Consider the following 18,523-nt stretch of genomic DNA (forward strand, 5'->3'; position numbering starts at 1 on the left):
GTCTAATATGTAATTACGCGATAACAACATACGGAATATTTCCATTTGTGGAATTAGGGTTGTATTTTAACACCAATACGGGCTTATGTCAAGGATAAAAGGCCTGGCATCGAAAGACTTTAAATTAAGGTTGTAAAATAATAAAGGGGCTGTCCTTTAAAACAGCCCCTTATGTTTTATCATCTAGGTTAAGACAGTTACCTTACTATCAACAGTTTTTTAGTAGAGCTGAACTCCCCGGCTTGTCCGCCGGAGCCTTGGCATAGGCGGGCCTGCAAGCGGTAGAAGTAGATGCCGTTGGGCAGGGTATTGTCGTTCCAGCTGATCTGGTGGTACCCGGCCGGCTTGGTTCCCTGGTCGAACCGTTTGATCGCCTGGCCCACCACGTTGTAGACCGTCAGGCTGGCCTTGCTCTCCTTCGGCAGCTGGTACTTGAAGATGGTCTGACCCCGCGACGGGTTGGGATAGGCATTCTGAAGGGCATAGACCGTCGGCAATGATGTTCCCGGCTTCCCCGCCACCCCCGAGGGCCCGATGGCCTTGAAGCTATAAGTACTGCTGGTGCTTTGGTGGTCCAGCATGTCGCTGATCTTGAGGTAATAACTGACACTCAGGGTCTCGTCGGTGGCTGGATTTATCTCCGGTATGCTGTCCCTCAATGAGTCCGAAACCGAGAACATGGCCGTGCTGTCCCACCCTCCCCCGTTGATCCGGGTGAACATATAAGCTGTCTTGACCCCGCTCAGGTCATAGACCTTGCTGCTTACCTCGTACGGCCCGTAGGGAGAGCTGGGGTCGTCGGGTAAGTTTGTGACATACTGGATATCCGGTGCGGTGGTGTCTATCCCAAAGGTCCGGTAGGCCGAATAGATCCCAAAATTCCCGGCCAGGTCAAAGGCCATCACCCGCCAGTAGTATTGACCTTCCGACAGGTTGAAGCTATCCAGCAGGATATTTGTGGTATCTTCGATGATCGGCGAGGCAAAGGTGTTGTTGGTGTCCAATTGTATCACGTATGACACCTCCGAGGCCTTGGCCGCAGGCGATGCCTTCTTGGCCACCTCAGTCCAGCTGCAGACCAAGGTGGTATCTATGGTCCAGCAATCATCAATCGGGGATAGCAGGGTCGGAACGTTCGGATCGTGCGTATCCACTGTCAAATACCTGAGGCCTGAGATGCTGGTATTGCCAACAGTATCCCGGGCCACCACCCGCCAGCAGTAATTGCTGTCGGCCAGGATCAAAGCTATGCTGGTGTCGGTCAAGGTGGTCTCGGCCAGGCCCTCGGTGAACCCTGCATCGTAGGCATATTGTAAAGTGTAGTTCTTCAGGCCGCTGATGCTATCAAAACAGCTATTCCAGATAAAATTGTTATTGCTTTGGTTGGTGATCAAGCTGTCATTGGGGCTGATCAACAAGGCCATTGCCGGTGAGGTTGTATCATAACCAAAGTTAAAGAAGCCCGATATGCCCGGAGGATTGCCGGCCTCATCGTAGGCCTCCACCAGCCACCGGTAACGGCCCTGAGATACCAATAAAGTGTCCGATGTCAGAGACGTAGTGTCGACAACAACCGGATTTATGGTATCGGACAAAGCATAGGCTTTCAGCACATAATACACCGCCGAGGCCTTGGTCTTTTTGCTGACTGCGCTCCAGGTGCAGAAGGCGGTATCAGATGACAACCAGGCATTATTGGCCGGGGTCAGCAGACTGGGATCAATCGGACTGGTGACGTCGATCTCAAACCTCCAAACTGACGAATACTCTCCCACATTGCCGCAGGCGTCCACCGCCCGCACCCTCCAGTAATGCAGGCTGTCGGCTAATGAGACCGTCAGGACCAGCCCGGTATCCGCTACCGCGGTATCCTGCAGGGCCGCAGTGAAGCCGGAGTCAGCCGCGCACTGAAGACGATAGTGTCCCAGCCCGAAATCATCGGCGGCCGGGCTCCACCGGAAGGTCACCGCGGAATCCCCGGAGATGGCGCCGTTGGTTGGCCAGGCCAGGGCCGGGGCCGCCGGCGGGGCGTTGTCTATGGTGACCAGGGCTGTGGCCTGGTTGCCCCACAGGGTGTCGGAAAGTCTGACCTCCCCCACCCGGTATACGACCGTATCTACAAGTCCGCTGACGGTATTGCCCGGCAGGCTCAGGTTGCTGGCGCTGTCGGTAATCCCGGCGCTGACGCTGATCACCTGCAGCACCAAGCCCGCCTGGGCGGTCTCCAGATCGCAGTCATTGAGCAGCAGCTGGGCCAGCATGAAGGTGGTATCCGATCGCAGTGTATCCTGAAAGGCAAAGGGGGCGTTGTCCAGGGCCTTCAGGCCGGGATAGGTGCTATCGGCCCGTATGTTCCAAACACCGGAAAAATCCCACACGGAAAAACTGGCTGACTGTTTCATGGCCGTTATGGCCAGGCCGGTGGCCGAAAACGTGGCGCCGAGGTCGCTGTACCCCAGGCCGCTGCTTTTGCCGGATGATTCGATTCCCCAATAGCTGGTATTCACCGTACTAGCGGAGTTCCACCCCACCAGCCCGCCCGCATAGGCACTTCCAGTCACAAATCCGGTGGAGTAGCTCTGGCTGATGGTGGCGGAGGTCTTATTATAGCCCACCAGGCCGCCGACGGCGCTGCTACGGACCAAGGTCACCGGGCCGGTGGCATAGCATTTGTTCACCGTGCTATACCTGATGTTGTAACCCACCAGGCCGCCGACGCAGCCCCCGCCGTACACGGTTCCGGTGGCGAAGCTTTCTGTGACGCTTCCATAGTTGTCGATGGACCCGATCAGGCCGCCCACAAACGATAAGGTGTCCGACACCATCCCAGTCGAGTAGCAGCGGCTGACCGCGCTTTGGTCGACCAAGCCGATCAGACCGCCGACGTGGTAATATCCGCCCGTTACCTGGCAGTTGGAGTGGCAATCGCTCACCGCGCCGCTACTGATCAAATAGCCGGAAAGGCTCCCGACCGTTCCATAGCCGGAGACAACGCCACCCGCCAGTCCCAAGCTGTCTATGGTGGCGCCGCTGGCATAGCCGAACAGCCCCACATAGTCGGTCGTCGGCCGGTTGATGTATAGATTCGAGATCAGATGCCCGGCCCCGTGGAACTTCCCGGTGAACTTGGAGCTGCCGTTCCCAATGGGAATGAAGCCTTCCCCGCCGTTCTCGGAAGCCGAAGGCGAGGCATCAATATCGGCCGTCATCCGGTATACCGCCCCCAGGTGGTAGGTGGAATTGATCCCCACCGTCTTGAGGTCGGTGTAATTGGCAATCAGAAAAGGATCGCCCTCAGTGCCGCTGCCGTCCAGGGTCACCAAAGTGAGTTGCGCGGACGCGATGTTCCCCCACAGGGTGTCGGAAGCCCGGACTTCGCCCACCCGGTACTTGACCGCGGCCACCGTCCCGTTGGGGATGCCGCCGGAAAAGGTTAGGGTGGTGGTGCTGTCGGTGGTACCGGCGCTGGTGCTTGTCACTTTAAGTACCAGAGCGCTGCCGGCCGTCTCCACGTCGAAATCGTTAGACAAAAGATTCGACAACGGGAAGGATCTGTCGGAGGTAAGGGTGTCGTTAAAGGCGAACGGTGCGTTGTCCAAGGCCTGCAGGCCGGGATAGGTGCTGTCGGCCCGGATGTTCCAAACACCGGGAAAATCCCACCCGGAAAAACTGGCCGATTGCCTCATCGCCGCGGTGGTCAGTCCGGTGGGGACCCCCGTCCCACTGTTGGATCCGATCCCGGTCGTCTGTCCCGACGCATCGATGTCCCAGTAGCTGCCGGACACCGTAGTGGTCTTGTGGTAGCCGATAATCCCCCCGACGGTGCCGCCTCCGGCCACTTTCCCGCTGGAATAACAATCGCTGACCGTGCCGATGCTCCAGCCGTAATTGTATCCCACCAGGCCTCCGATGTACTGTCCAGAACTGGTGACGCTGCCGGTGGCATAGCATTTGATGATCGACCCGGCGTAATAGAAGTAATTGGATCCGACCAGACCACCCACATTGTTTTCCGAGCCTGTCACCGGACCGGTGGCATAGCACTTGGTAAGGGTGCTCGACGAATTGGACCCCGCCAGCCCCCCCACCGAACCGGTTCCCGAGACCGGGCCGGTGGCATAGCTGTCATATACCTTGCCGTAATAGTTGCTTCCCACCAGACCGCCAGTTCCGTTGCCACCGGATACCTGGCAGTACGCATAGCATCTATCGATGGTCCCAGCCGTGGAATAGCCATTATTGCGGCCAGCCAACCCGCCCGCCGTCCCCCCATTGCCGATTACGGTTCCTGTGACATAGCATTGATTGATGGTGCCATCATTTTCTCCCGCTATACCGCCGACATAGGACCAGGCTCGCAGGTACAGATCTTCAAGCCCCAGGCTATCCACCAAGCCTTTGGTATAAGAGAACAAACCTGCAAACGAACTATCGGGACGGTTGATGGTTAAATTCCTGATGACATGTCCCGATCCATGCAAGGTGCCCGTAAAAAAGGGCACCGATCTGCCGATGGGAGTAAATCCACTTCCCCCGTTCTCCGTAGCCGAGGCCGAGGCGTCGATATCAGCGGTCATCCGGTAAACTGCACCAAGGCCATACGTCGTTCCAACAGCCTTCAGATCGGCATAATCCTCCACCAAATAGGGATCGGCAACGGTTCCGCTGCCGGACATCACTCCGCCAACGGCATAAGCCGTGGTATGAGCAACAAATGCACCGACAATCATATTAATGCTAAGGAACAAATAGTGCCTTATTGTGACAGATGATATTTTATTCATAAAAAGAAACCTCTATCAGTTGAGTCCATTATATGCTTACTTATAGCCGGATGCAATAGATGTCAAAAGTATATTTCCAACAGGTATCTACGCCAAGGGAAGCCTACAAGTTCTCCAGCAGTTCATCCAGGTCCCGGCAGATGAACAGCGGCATCTTGGGCAGAGACCGGATAAAGACCTTGCCGTATTCGGTGGCGGTTATCCGGCTGTCGCCCACCACCACCGCCCCGAAGTCGGTCCGGCTGCGGATCAGCCGCCCGAAACCCTGGCGGAAGCGAATCACCGCCTCGGGCAGCAGATACTGGTTGAAGGAGCTGCCCCCGGCCTGCTCGATGGCCTGGCAGCGGGCGCTGACCAGCGGATCGCTGGGCACCGAGAACGGCAGGCGGGCGATGATCAGCAGTTCGCAGGCCTGGCCCGGCAGGTCCACCCCCTCCCAAAAACTGTTGGTGCCGAAAATGATGGTGTCCTTCTCGTTCAACGACCGCTCCACCAGCTGGGCCGGGTTGCCGTCCAGCCACTGGGCCAGGACCTTCAGGTTGCCGCTCTCCTGTACCTGCTGGTAGCTTCTCTTCAACTGATCGAAGGCGGTGAACAGCACCAGGGTCCCCACCTTGGTGGACTCCAGCACCTCCTGGACCATGTCGTTGAAGGCCTTGTCGTAGTCCGGCAGCTTGGGCGACGGCAGATAGGTGGGCACGAATATGGCCGCCTGCTTATTGAAATCGAAGGGCGACGCCAGTGCGGAGCAGACCACCCGGTCCTGGTCAACCAGAGATAATCCGACGCGATTCTTGAAAAAGTCGAATTTGCCGTCCACCGCCAAAGTGGCCGAGGTGAACACCGCCGTCTTGACCCTGGGGAACATGATCTTGGCCAGCACCTGGCCCACCTCCAGCGGGCCGGCCACCAGCTTGATCCCGTGGTTGTGGTCGCCCGGCTCCATCCAGAAGATGTAGCCCTTGTCGTCGGCCGCTGCCAGTTTGCCCAGGGTGTTGCCGATGTTCCTGGCCTCCAGGCTGCGCCCGGATATCTCCTGACGCAGGGTATCCAGTTCGTCGGAATCGGCCGCCTCCACATCGGCCAGCCACTGGTTCAACAGGCTCAGGGAATCGGTCAGGCGGTCTAAAAGCCCCATCAACTCCTGGGCTTGCTCCAGCACCGACTGCTGGAAGCCGTCGCCCTCCAGGTAGCGCCTTTTCTCCTGCCGGCCCTTGGGATCGCCCAGCTCCCACTTTCGTTTGAAGAACCGGTCGGCGGTCTTGCCGGCCTCCAGTATCTGCTGAACTATGTCCAGCGATGATTTCTCGATGGATCCGGCCACCTCCTTGTTAAGGCCGGATTTTTTCAGCCAGTGATTCAGGGTGGGCAGCAGTCCGGATTCCACCGGGCTCCGGTTGAATATCCCGGACAGGAACCGGGACACCGTCCAGCGGTCCAGGCTGTAGCCCAGAAAATCGGTGGCCGTCTTTTCGATGTTGTGGGCCTCGTCGATGATCACCCGCTGGTAGTCCGGCAGCACCCCGCTGGGCATCACCAGGTCGGTGAACAGCAGGGAATGATTCACTATCACCAGATCGGCCTCCTCGGCCCTTTTCCTGGCCTGCGCCATAAAGCATTTCTTAACGAATTTGCAGCGGTGATTATGGCAGGCGGTGTGGTCGGAGCAGATCTTGCCCCACAGTCCGGGCGCCCGGCCGGGGGAGAATCCCCGGTGCTCGGCCACATCGCCGCCGGCCGTGGTCCCGGCCCACCGGCACAGGATCAGGGCCTCCTCCCTTTCGTCCGGGGTCAGGAAAAGCTCGGGATGCAGCATCACCTCCTGCCAGCGCCGCCAGCACAGATAATTGTTCCGCCCTTTGAGCACGGTGGCGTTGAAATATCCGGCCGCCGCGCGCAGGATCGGCACATCCTTGCCGTAGAGCTGCTCCTGAAGGGTCTTGGTCTGGGTGGAGATCACCACCCTTTCGTTGTTCAGCCGGGCCCAGATGGCCGCCGGGGCCAGGTAGGCCAGGCTCTTGCCGGTGCCGGTGCCGGCCTCCACGCACAGGAACTCGTCGTTGACAAAGGCCTCCATCACCGAGCGGGCCATGTCCATCTGCTCCTGGCGGGATTCATAGCCCGCCCCCAAAACCCCGGCCAGTCTTTTATCCGGGCCGAAGATCTCCTCCAGGTCATCGGCCCTGGGAGCCGCCGCTCCGGCCGGAATTTTCTCCCGGTCTGTTTTTTGATCAACCGTGATGCCGGTCTGCCTGGTCTCCGACATCGCCCGGGACAACAGCAGGCGGTGGAACGGCAGGGCCAGGTGCGACATCGCCTGCAGCATCGGCAGGTCCAGGTCCAGCAGCTGGTCATATAGCTTGAGGAACAGCAGTGCGGTGGAATGGGCGTCATCATCGGCCCGGTGGGCCTGCCCGGGATCGATCCCGTAGGCCGAGCAGAGGTTTTTGAGGCTGTGGCTCTTGTTGTCGGGAAGCAGGGCCCGGGCCAGGGTCAGGGTGTCCCAGCAGGGATTGGCGATCTCCAGGGCGGCCTTAAGGAATTTCAGGTCGAACTGGGCATTGTGGAACACCAGCGGCAGCTCCCCCATGAACTGCTGGAGGTCGGCGGCGCAACCCTCCAGGGGCGGGGCGTCGTCTATCTCGGCCTGGGTGATGCCGGTCAATCCCTGGATGAAAGGCGGCACCTTCCGCTCGGAGCGGACCAGGGTCTGGAACCGGGCGGTGACCGCCCCGTTCTCCACCCTGACCGCGCCCAGCTCGATGATCTGGTCCCGATCCCAGTTGAGCCCGGTGGTCTCGATGTCCACCGCAACAAAGGCGAGGGGCTCTTCCCTCGCCTGCTGGTCGATTATTTTCTCTTTCTTTTTTCTGGACATTATTCAAGATACCTACTCACAAATTATCAAGAGACATTATAACAAAATAGTCAAATTTTCTCTAATCAAGCATTGCTGCCTTTGCGTCTTGGTGGCAGAATAATCCCTGTCAGCAATATGCGATTTGTTCCCTGGATTCCCGCATTCGCGAGAATGACAAGGCAGCAATAATAGCTTCTGTGTTCTCCGCGTCTCTGCGGTAAAACTTATTTCTTGTCGTCCAGCACTTCGTTCATCTTCTTCATGGCGCAGAACTCCCCGCACATGGTGCAGACCCCGGATTCCTTCCGGGGGGCGGATTCGAACACCTGCCGGGCATAGGGCGGGTTGATGGACAGCTCGATCTGCTTCTTCCAATCCAGTTTCTTCCGGGCCTGGGACATGGCCCGGTCCCAATCAGCCGCCCCGGGCGCCTTTTTGGCCAGGTCGGCGGCGTGGGCCGCTATCCGCAGTACTATCACCCCTTCCCGGACGTCCTCCAGGGTGGGCAAACGCAGGTGCTCCGACGGGGTGACGTAGCACAGGAAGTCGGCCCCGAAGTAGGCCGCCCAGGCCCCGCCGATGGCCGCGGTGATGTGGTCGTAGCCCGGGGCGATGTCGGTTACCAGCGGGCCCAGCACGTAGAACGGCGCCCCCTTGCAGATCTCCTTCTGGATCCTGATGTTGGTCTCGATCTGGTCCATCGAAACGTGCCCCGGCCCCTCCACCATGGCCTGGACCCCGGCCTTCCGGGCCCGGTCCACCAGCTCGCCCAGGATCAGCAGTTCCTCCAGCTGGGCCCGGTCGGTGGCGTCGGCCGTACAGCCGGGCCGAAAGCCGTCCCCCAAACTCAAGGTGACGTTATATTCTTTGCAAATATTCAATAAACGGTCGAACTGGCTGTAAAGCGGATTCTCGGCCTGGTTGAAATTCATCCATTCGATCATGAAGGCCCCGCCCCGGCTGACCACCCCGGCCACCCGGCCCTCCTCCTTGTAGCGGGCCACCGACTGCAGGGTGACCCCGCAATGCACGGTGATGAAATCCACCCCGTCCCTGGCCTGCTTCTCGATGACCCCAAAGATCTCATCGGGCGTCATCTCCACCAAGGATTTCTTCTTGGCGGCGGCCTCGATGGCCGCCTGGTAGACGGGCACCGTGCCCAGCGGAACCGGGCATTGATTGATTATCTCCCGCCGGATGGCGTCGATATCACCGCCGGTGGACAGGTCCATGATGGCGTCGGCCCCGGCCCCTATGGCCGCCTTTAGCTTCTCCAGCTCGCCGGCCAGATCCGACAGGTCCTGGGAGGTCCCGATGTTGGCATTGACCTTGATCCGCATCCCGGCCCCCACCGCGCAGGGCTTGAGCAGGCGGTGGTTCTTGTTCATGGGAACCACTATGGTCCCCTGCTCCACGCCGTTCTTTATATGCTCAAAAGAAACCTTTTCCTCTTCGGCGATGCGTTTTAAGATGGATTCGTTCAAATTTATCACCTGGCTCTCCCTCTGTTTAAATACTGAAGAAGTATGATACGACATTGCGGCTTAAAAGTCAAGAAACACAAGGCCCGGCAATCGCCTCATAAAAAAGGCGACGGGCCCTGCCGGCCCGCCGCCTGATTAAATTTCCCTCTTTCATTTCAACATGATGAATCTGACCGATCTTTCGATGCCCAGAGCCGTCAGCCGGCAGAAATAGACCCCGGCCGAAACCTTTTTCCCAAATCGATCGCTGCCGTCCCAGGTGAAGGTCCGCACTGCTCCGGCCGGCACGGTGCCCTGGGGCAGGCTCTTTACCCGGCGTCCCGTAATATCGTAGATATCCAGAACCGCCGGCCCGGAAGCCGCTAACTGATAGCGGATATGGATCCCAGATCGTCCGGGATTTGGGTATGGCTGTTCCAGCCGGGTGATGAAGACATTGACCCCCGGCCTTCCGGCCACTCCGCTGTCGGTGGACAGGCTGAAATTGATGGTGCTGTCGTTCTCGAATTTCAGGCTGTCGTAGATGACGGTGGTGTATCCCGCGGCCGAGGCCTTCAGGCTGTAATAGTCATCTTGGTTCCAGCGCAGTTGATAGGTCCCGCCGCTGTCGGTGGTGTCGCTTCTAAGGCCGACGATCTCCACCAGCGCCCCGGGGATGGGGTTCCCGCCGCCGCTGTCGCTGACAATGCCGGTGATCAATATCGGCGCCAGTTGCATGTCCAGATTGGTAACGCTGTCTATCCTCACCCGAACCTCATCGGCCCATTTTTCGTGGTACCCGATGGCCGAATAGATCAGATCATACTGCCCTGTCATCAGCATCCGGTGATAATCGCCGATGGTGTCAGTATAGACCGGTTTGTCTATCCCGAAGGGGACCACCGAGGCCCAGTTGATGGGCAGCCCGGTCAGGGAGTCGGTGACGATCCCCTGCAGGCCCCACCCGGCCTGCCGGATGAAATACAGCATCCCTTCACGGTTATCTGACCAGTATGATGGCAACTGGCTTGCCGGAGGCCATTTGGTGCCGATCTCCATGGTAATATCCAGACAGGAGGTAACGTGATATGACCAATCCTGCAGGGACCCGTAAACATAATACCAATCCCAGCCGTTGGTCACCCCGCTGTCAAAAACCGTGCTGGCATACATCGGAGGATTCAGCCGTGAATACCCCAGTGAAACCTCCTTAGCCAGAGCATCATCGGGGCAACGGACGACAGTATAATCCCACGGATAGTTGGCGACCAGGGCCCCTCCATGGTAATTCAGCGAAAGCACCCCACGTTTACCCGACCAAAAGTCGATCATCCGCTGTGTCTCAACCTCATTGTTATAAGTATCATCCTCGCCGATTGAACCATCCGGAACTGGGAAGTTGCGATTCAAATCCATACTGTTGGCGTTATACCGTTGGTTCAATTCATAGCCGTCTGGATTCAATGAAGGCATAAACCAGATTTCCCTTGAATCCACCAGATCCTTAATGGTGATAATCGAGCCATATACTTTTGTCAATGAATCTATCATCGCCAAACAAAGTTCTCTGCCCACCGTTTCATCGCCATGAATATTGGCGGCCAATCGAACCTCTGCTTCATTCTCATTGGAATCAGGATTGTCGGTTACCAAAAAGGCCCACAAATCCCTGTTTTGTACCGATTTCCCTATGGATACCTTCTTCGTGATCGCCGGGTACAGAGAATGGATCGAGTCCAAAAAACTGGTCATTTGAGTATAGTTATGATATTGAGTGGCGATCTTGGGATCAACCTTTTCTATGGTCCTGCCCTCCACCTTCCAGCCCGAAGAGATCAGCTCATCTATCTTTTCCCGGGTAACCCGGGCCTCGATATAGCCGTCCTTAAGTTCTTCGATGCCCACCCCCAGGGCGTTAAATTTGTAAACATCGTCATGGGTGGTGATGTATATCTTCACCGGGATCAGGGTGTTTATATTGATCTCTTCGGCCCGGATGTATTGTACGGTCAAAGAGAACAGAGCGGCTGCTATTGCCAGTATCAGTGATTTTTTCATTTGTTCTTATTTCTTTTTCAGTTTTGCGACACTCGATCACTTTTGACCCAACCCCTGCCCCTTTTGGGAAGGGGTTTGATAGTCCCCTCCCAATCGAGGGGGGTCCGTCATCCCCAGCCGTGCCCGGCGGGTGCTTCCCGACTTGCCGGCTGTCGGCAAAGTCCTTCTCCAGCGCCCCGGCGTAATCCGCTTCGGAGAAACCGGGACAGAGTTCCTTCAGAGCACCCAGCTGGAATTTCCAGACCGCTTTCCATTCCCGACCCTTGAGCTCGGGCCAGCGGCCGTCGCGGTAACGGTCGGCCAGTTCGTAGGCAACGGCATCAAGACCGGAAATATTGCTCATGCCGTGGGCACTCACCTCAACAGGATCATCTTATAGGCTCGGAAATAAGCGGGCGTCGCCAGGCGATAGATGTATATCCCGCTGGAGACCTTCCGCCCGCTCTCATCCCGCCCGTCCCAGGTCGCCTGCCCGCTGGTCCCCGCCGTCTGGATGCCGCTGATCAGCGTTCTGACCTTCCGGCCCATGATATCGTATATCGAAAGGTCAACCTTTCCGGCGGAGGATAGCTGGTAATTTATCCTGACCGGAGCCGAGGCCGGATTGGGTTTAATTAGTTCCAGTTTTGTTACTTTGATGTTCGGGAAAGAAGGTTTGCCGGATACCCCGGTTACCACATCAACCCGGTGCGGCTGACAATAATCGCCCCAGCCGTGTTCGGCCTCATAGGCCTTCACCAGATAATGGTAGTCACCGGACGTTTTTGACAAGGCATAGGAGGTGTCCGTCACCGCGCTGTCCAGCACTGCATCGCCGGAATAAACCGCTACCGGTCGAAGATCGTCGATAAAAACTCCCGGTTCGGTAACATAGCTGTCTGCCAAATATCGTACCCTGATATAAATATATTGTCCGGCGTAGGCGTTTAGTGAATACGCTTTTCTGACCCAGACGCTCGAAAGCCCGCTGAATTTATCCAGCAGGGTCCAGTTCCGCCCGTCTAATGAGACCTCAACCACCACCACATCGTAAAGCGGCTCGGTATCATACCAGCACCAAAAGCCCAGGGAATCCCCGCCCGTGACTTTGAACGGCCTTTTGGTGGTCATGACGGATATTATGTCGTCGCCCTGTCCGGAAAAAAGGCTTTTACTGCCGCTGTGATAACGGGCGGAGGAAGAGGCGAACCCACCCTCCAGCGCCCACAGGTCGCCGGAGGTTTCGAACCCGTCGCTGATCGCAGAAGCCCCGGACAGTTCCCTGACGGCATACTTGGAGGGAACGGCGCCCGATTGGGGTCTGCTCCACATCAGATTGAAATCCGGACCCGAGGAATGATCATCCGACAGATTCTCCGGGGACATGGCCCTTGGTTTCAAAACGGATCTTATGTTCCCGGCCTGCTGGATCAGGTATTCGGCCCCGTGAAAATTCTCCCTGACCACCTGATCCAATGAGCCGGCGCCGGGGATGAATTCCACGCAGGCCTCGATGGTGAATGGCAGAAGATTCTTGCCCCGAAGATACAGGCTGTATCCGTACAGCCAGTCGTCGGAGTCGCCGGTCACCGGATACAGCCCGGCCGATTGATAGGCGTCATAAGTTGCCGTACCGGATTGTTTGGTTATCCTCCCGGCGATGCTGTCCCCCAACTGCTGCAGCAGAACATCGTACTCCGTCTTGGCCGCGCCGTCAAAGCCCCAGGGCCACATCACGCATTCGGTATAAGTATGCCAGGAGATGGAAGAGATGAAGTCGTGAGAATCTATCAGGGATTTTACGGCTTGAAGCTCCGGCTCGGACATGCCGTAGGGGCCGCAGTAGGTATCATATCCGTTGTCGTGAGTGGCGGCATCCAGCCAGACCACCCCCCATTCGCCGTCCCGGGAATGATCCAGGGAGCCGGGATAATTCCGATTGAGGTCTACCCCGTCGGCGCTTTCTTCGAAAACATTGCTGCCGTTGTTGTCCCGGCAATTCTTCCGCCACCAAGCATAGCTGGCGTATGTTTGGTAGTAATTATAATCATAATCAAATCCGTCGGGGTTGACGCAGGGCACAATCCAGATCTGATTGTTGTCGAGATAGTTAGTGATATCCGGATCCAGGCCGTATGCCATTGTAAGGGTATCGGCAATGAACAAGGTGATCTCCAGGGTGGGCCACTCCCGGGCATGGTGGCAGCTCATGAACAGGATCTCCGGCTCGCCGGGTTCTTCGATATTCACATTGTCGGATAGTTTCAGGGCCAGGATCGGTCTGTTCTGCCAGCTCCTGACATTTAGGGTGCACAGCCGGGCGATATCGGGGTTGTACAAAGCGATATACTCGAACAGGGTATATATCTCAGGCAGGGAATGATAACTCCCCTTGGCCGGTTTAATGGAGGGAGCATCGTTCCTCGCCATCAGCTTAACTCCGGCCCGGCCCTGGATGGCCCGATATTCATCGCCGGATAGAACGATATCAAATGACTGGCCGGTTATCCGGCCGGCAATATCGGGATTCCTGATGCCGTATGATTTCAATTCCGCCCGGTCGGCGGCGGTTATCCGCACCAGATATTTGACTGGCTCCGCCGACAATTTGCCTGAAAATGAAAAAAGCAGCATCAGGCAGGCAAAGCCCAAAGCTGCATTTTTCTTTATGGACATATCGCTCCTTTATTTTTTCTTGGCGACCGTTTCCTTCTTGGGGGCGGTTTCTTTCTTGGCGGCCGCTTCCTTCTTGGGGGCGGCTTCCGGCTTGGCGACCGTTTCCTTCTTGGCGACAACTTCCGGTTTGACGGCCGTTTCCTTCTTGACCTCGGCGCCTTCCTTGCGGTAACGCTTGTTGAAACGCTCCACCCGGCCGGCGGTGTCCATCAGTTTCTGCTTGCCGGTGAAATAGGGATGGCAATTGGAGCAGATCTCCACCCGGATATCCTTCAGGGTCGACTTGGTGGGGATCACGTTGCCGCAGGCGCAGGTGATGGTGGTGGTCTCATACTTGGGATGGATGCCTTTTTTCATTTTGACCTCGTTGATTTATTGATTATTTTTATTATTCTCGGTTTCTGGATTTCTTGTCGTTGTTCTCCCGGCCGTCAAAAGCGCTCATGGCAGTGATGAAATCCTTATTGGACTTGGTGCCCTTGAGGCGTGATATCAGGAATTCCATGGCCTCCACCGGATTCATGTCGCTCAACAGCTTCCGCAGTATCCATGACCGGTTGAGAGCCTCGGGTCCCAGCAGCAGTTCCTCCTTGCGGGTGCCGGAGCGGTTGATGTCGATGGCCGGAAATATCCGGCGGTCGGCCAGCTTGCGGTCCAACACCAGTTCCATGTTTCCGGTGCCCTTGAATTCCTCGAAGATCACCTCGTCCATCCGGCTGCCGGTCTCCACCAGGGCGGTGGCCATGATGGTCAGGCTGCCGCCCTCCTCTATGTTGCGGGCGGTGCCGAAGAACCTTTTGGGCCTCTGCAGGGCGTTGGAATCCACCCCGCCGGACAGGGTCTTGCCGGAATGCGGTATCACCGCATTGTTGGCCCGGGCCAGCCGGGTTATGGAATCCAGCAGGATCACCACGTCCCTCTTCCGCTCCACCAGCCGCTTGGCCCTCTCCAGCACCATGTCGGCCACCTGGACGTGCCTCTCGGGAGGCTCGTCGAAGGTGGAGCTGAAGACCTCGGCCTTGACGTGCCGCTGCATGTCGGTGACCTCCTCCGGCCGCTCGTCGATCAGCAGGATGAACAGCATGATCTCGGGATGGTTGGCGGTGATGCTGTTGGCGATATCCTGCAGCAGCACCGTCTTCCCAGCCCGGGGCGGCGAGACCAGCAGCCCCCGCTGGCCCTTGCCGATGGGCGCCAGCAGGTCCATCACCCGCATCGAGAAATCGGAGGCCCCCCGTTCCAGCACTATCCTCTCCTGGGGATATAGCGCGGTCAGGTTGTCAAAAAAGATCCGGTCCCGGGCCGTCTCCGGGTTCTCTTGGTCGATGGCCTCGACCTTTAAAAGAGCAAAGTTCTTTTCGCCCTCCTTGGGCGGCCTGATCTGCCCGGTCACCAGATCGCCGGTGCGCAGCAGAAAGCGCTTGACCTGGGTGGGCCCCACGTAGATGTCGTCCGGGCCCGGCATGTAGCTGTAATCGGGCAAACGCAGAAAACCGAATCCGTCCGGCAGCACCTCCAGCACCCCGCCGCCGAACACCAGACCGTTGCGGACAGCCTGGGCCTGCAGGATCTTATAGATGATCTCCTGCTTCTTCAATCCGCTGGCCCCCTGGATGTCCAGCTCCTTGGCTATGCTGCACAGTTCGGAGACCGTCTTGGATTTAAGCTCGACAATATCCAAATATATATCCGGTTGTGTTTACTGGGAGGTGCTGTCCTGCTGGGTGGAATCGGGAGGCATGGGTTTGCGTCCGGCGGTCCCCCGGATGCCGGCCACGGCGGTGGGCGTCTGGGTGGTCAGGGTCTGCTTGGTTCCCTGTATCTTCTGAATGCTTTTTATGACCTTGCTTCCCGCTTTGGCTTCCGAAGCGGCGGCGGTCTTTTCCAATAAGTTGGTCACTTCATCCGTCAGGGGTCCGGCCAGGTTCTGCGTCCCGCCCTGACCATCGATGAGCTGGAGTTCGGCCTTTTCGGGGAGGCTCAGGCAGTCGCCCTGGTACAGGGTGTCGCCGATGGCGGCCGTTTCCCATTTACCGCTCAGCAGCTTCTGAACATCGCCCTTGATGAAGCCGATGCTGGCGACCATGGCCGGTTTTGCCGGCTCCGGCACCTCCGCCACCTTGGGCTCCCCCTTCTTCCCGCAGCCGGAGATGACCAGCACGGCCAGAAGAGATAGAACTAACTTATACATAACACTTTCCCCCAAACGCAATTTTGCCTAAGGATACTATATTTTCCGGCCGAAGTCAATAGAGATATCTACCTTACGCCCTTTGCCGCCCTTGAGCGTGCCCAGGGCCCCGCGGATGGTTTCCTTGATGATATCCGCCACGAAATCTTTCAGTGGCAGCCTTTTGCCGTCCACCTCTATGACCACCTGGCGGCTTTTCCGGCCGGGAATGATGATATCACGCTCCAGCCACTTGATGATCTCGGCTATCTTTGAGGGCTGAAAATGCCGGACCTTGCCTGAAGAAATCTTTTTCTTGCCCACGGTGGCAATGACGCCCTTTAGATCGGCAACCGACAATTCATCCGAAAAAAGCACCTTGGGGTAATGTTCTTTTTTGTATCCTTCTATGATCAGCAGGTCCAGTTCCTTGCTCAAAGCTTGAACTATGGCCTTGGGACTATGGCCTTGGGCCTTCTCAAACCTCACCAGCATTTTGTCGTCGCAAATGGACGATATCCCGGCCCCGGCCAGCCGGAACCGGTCGGTGTCGGTTCCCTTTTTATCGGCCTTGATGGCGCCGTGGGTGTGCTTCAGCACCCCGACCCTATAGCCCTTGCGGCTGAGGATGCGGACGATCTGTTCGATGATGGTTGTCTTGCCGGAGTTGGAATGTCCGACGACGGAGATTATTGGATTCATTTATTTCACCTGCTTTTTATAGAAGTAATTGGCTATCATATCAAAATAATCAGCATCCGTGGCAACTCCAAAATAAAATTTCGGATTCTTTTTCCCATCAGTCAATATAGCCCCTACTATATGCTCTTTACCAGTTTTAGAAAACATGGTGACCTCACCATTATCTTTCACAATTTTGTAAATTGGTTTTGAAGAAATACTGCATTTGACCCCGGTTTTATTTAAAGAATCGATAACAATATTTGTGTAATGCTGGAAATCGCTCAATACCTCATCAATTTCATTTGTTTTGCCACCGTTTTTCACAATTGAATCATATTCAGTATTTGTCAATGAAAAGAATATGACACTTTTGCCTTTTACATATAAAGTATCATTGACAATCACTTTGGTGTTTTGAACATTAGCCTCTTTCTTTGTACAACCGAATAATAACGAGAATATACAAGACAAAATAAAAAGAAAGACTAATCTTTGATTATAGCCAGAATTGAAATACCTTATGGAAGAGATTATTGTTTGCATTGTATTACCAGTTTATTCGTTTACAGTTTACATAGTTTACCATTTTGCCAATCCGTCTGAATCCATTAAAATCCGTGTTCATCCGTGTTCCATTCACCTGAATAATTCGACAACCACTACATCCCCCGGCTTAACTCCCTCGCACTCTTCCGGCAGGATCATCAGCCCGTCGGCTTGGACCATGGAGGTCAAAATGCCCGACCCCTGCGGCCCGGTGAGCACTGCGTGATACGCGCCTTCCTGCCATTTTACTTTTGCGCGGAGGAACTCCGTCCTTTCGGCCTGTTTCCTTATTCCCTGGCCGCTGTACGCTGTCACCTGCACCCTGAATATATTCATTGCTCCCTGCATCTTCAGCAGCAACGGACGGACATACTGGTCGCAGACCACCATCGAGGACACCGGGTTGCCCGGAAGCCCCACCACCGGCTTGCCGTTGATATGCCCATAGGCCAGCGGTTTTCCCGGCTTCTGTTTCACCTGCCAAAAGTTCATCTGCCCCAGTTCGGACAGCGCCTGTTTCATCAGGTCGTAGTCGCCCACCGACACGCCGCCGGAAGTGATGACCACATCGCATTCCCGGGCCGCCTGGTTCAGGGTTTCTTTGATCTTTTCCAGATCGTCAGTGATGATACCGTAATCCTTGACCAAGGCCCCGGCCTCTTTCACTTGTCCGCCGATGCTGAAACGGTTGGCATCGTAGATCTGGCCCGGCTTCAGCGGCTGGCCCGGCGCGGCCACCTCGTTGCCGCTGGAGATGATCCCCACCACCGGCTGTTTGGAGACCAGGGCTTCGGTCAAGCCCAAGGAAGCTATCAGCCCCACCTCCTGCGGTCGCAATCTTGTTCCCTTTGTTATCAGCAATTGCCCTGCCGTAACATCCTCTCCCTGCCTGCGGACATTGGCTCCTTGCTTGACCTCCTGTAATATTTTGCAATTTGAAATTTGCAGTTTGCATTCAGTTAGTTCCACAGGAATCACGGCGTCCGCCCCCTCCGGTATCTGCGCCCCGGTCATGATGCGGATGGCCTGCCCCGGTTTCAAGGACTTGGCGGGCACCCTGCCGGCCGGGACGTCCTCGATGACCTGCAGGGTCACAGGACTTTGCTCCGAAGCCCCGGCGACATCGGAGGCGATGACGGCAAAGCCGTCCATGGCCGAGTTGTCCCTGGGCGGGATGTCGAATGAGGCCGTGACGTCCTGGGCCACTATCCGGCCCAAGAGGTCCTCCAGACGGCATTTTCCCGGGGGCAAAGGGTTTATGCCCTCCAGCATTTTGCTGCGTGCTTCGTGGAATGAAATCATT

The 18,523-nt window shown here is 56.7% G+C and carries 12 protein-coding genes; 1 reads left to right on the plus strand and 11 read right to left on the minus strand.

The features are described from left to right. Positions 1-197: 197 nt before the first annotated feature. From A2273_00170 to A2273_00185, 4 genes are all read right to left on the minus strand, one after another. On the minus strand, positions 198-4,676 hold the full coding sequence (locus A2273_00170) for a hypothetical protein (protein ID OGF06665.1): 4,479 nt from the start codon (positions 4,674-4,676) through the stop codon (positions 198-200). Positions 4,677-4,887: 211 nt separating this feature from the next. Then, on the minus strand, positions 4,888-7,662 hold the full coding sequence (locus tag A2273_00175; protein ID OGF06666.1) for a hypothetical protein: 2,775 nt from the start codon (positions 7,660-7,662) through the stop codon (positions 4,888-4,890). 206 nt (positions 7,663-7,868) lie between these two features. Further along, complete coding sequence (locus A2273_00180; protein ID OGF06667.1) at positions 7,869-9,137, minus strand: phosphomethylpyrimidine synthase; 1,269 nt, start codon at positions 9,135-9,137, stop codon at positions 7,869-7,871. 141 nt (positions 9,138-9,278) lie between these two features. Then, positions 9,279-11,165 (minus strand): hypothetical protein, encoded by a 1,887-nt coding sequence (locus tag A2273_00185; GenBank protein ID OGF06668.1) that lies wholly within the window; start codon positions 11,163-11,165, stop codon positions 9,279-9,281. A 130-nt stretch (positions 11,166-11,295) separates the two neighbouring features. Here A2273_00185 and A2273_00190 point away from each other — a divergent pair, with 130 nt between their 5' ends. Continuing rightward, entirely contained in the window at positions 11,296-11,544 is a 249-nt protein-coding gene (locus A2273_00190; GenBank protein OGF06669.1) for a hypothetical protein, read from the plus strand. Here A2273_00190 and A2273_00195 read toward each other — a convergent pair. The 7 genes from A2273_00195 to A2273_00225 all read right to left on the minus strand — a co-directional run bounded on the left by A2273_00195 (position 11,520) and on the right by A2273_00225 (position 18,522). Continuing rightward, positions 11,520-13,820 (minus strand): hypothetical protein, encoded by a 2,301-nt coding sequence (locus tag A2273_00195; protein ID OGF06670.1) that lies wholly within the window; start codon positions 13,818-13,820, stop codon positions 11,520-11,522. The two genes, A2273_00190 and A2273_00195, sit on opposite strands and share 25 nt — an antisense overlap. A 9-nt stretch (positions 13,821-13,829) precedes the next feature. Next, on the minus strand, positions 13,830-14,177 hold the full coding sequence (locus A2273_00200; GenBank protein ID OGF06671.1) for a 50S ribosomal protein L31: 348 nt from the start codon (positions 14,175-14,177) through the stop codon (positions 13,830-13,832). Positions 14,178-14,208: 31 nt separating this feature from the next. Continuing rightward, positions 14,209-15,501 (minus strand): transcription termination factor Rho, encoded by a 1,293-nt coding sequence (locus A2273_00205; protein OGF06672.1) that lies wholly within the window; start codon positions 15,499-15,501, stop codon positions 14,209-14,211. Between the two features lie 18 nt (positions 15,502-15,519). Beyond that, positions 15,520-16,011: a hypothetical protein gene (locus A2273_00210; protein ID OGF06673.1), complete on the minus strand. Its 492-nt coding sequence runs from the start codon at positions 16,009-16,011 to the stop codon at positions 15,520-15,522. Positions 16,012-16,047: 36 nt separating this feature from the next. Then, positions 16,048-16,692 carry a molybdopterin-guanine dinucleotide biosynthesis protein B gene (locus A2273_00215; GenBank protein OGF06674.1) on the minus strand — a complete coding sequence of 215 codons (645 nt, stop codon included), beginning with the start codon at positions 16,690-16,692 and terminating at the stop codon, positions 16,048-16,050. Next, entirely contained in the window at positions 16,693-17,217 is a 525-nt protein-coding gene (locus tag A2273_00220; protein OGF06675.1) for a hypothetical protein, read from the minus strand. It lies immediately after the preceding gene. Between the two features lie 93 nt (positions 17,218-17,310). Further along, positions 17,311-18,522 carry a hypothetical protein gene (locus tag A2273_00225; GenBank protein ID OGF06676.1) on the minus strand — a complete coding sequence of 404 codons (1,212 nt, stop codon included), beginning with the start codon at positions 18,520-18,522 and terminating at the stop codon, positions 17,311-17,313. Between the last annotated feature and the right edge of the window lies 1 nt (position 18,523).

It is taken from the genome of Candidatus Edwardsbacteria bacterium RifOxyA12_full_54_48 (assembly GCA_001777915.1).
In the GTDB taxonomy this organism is placed as follows: Bacteria; Edwardsbacteria; AC1; order AC1; family EtOH8; genus UBA2226.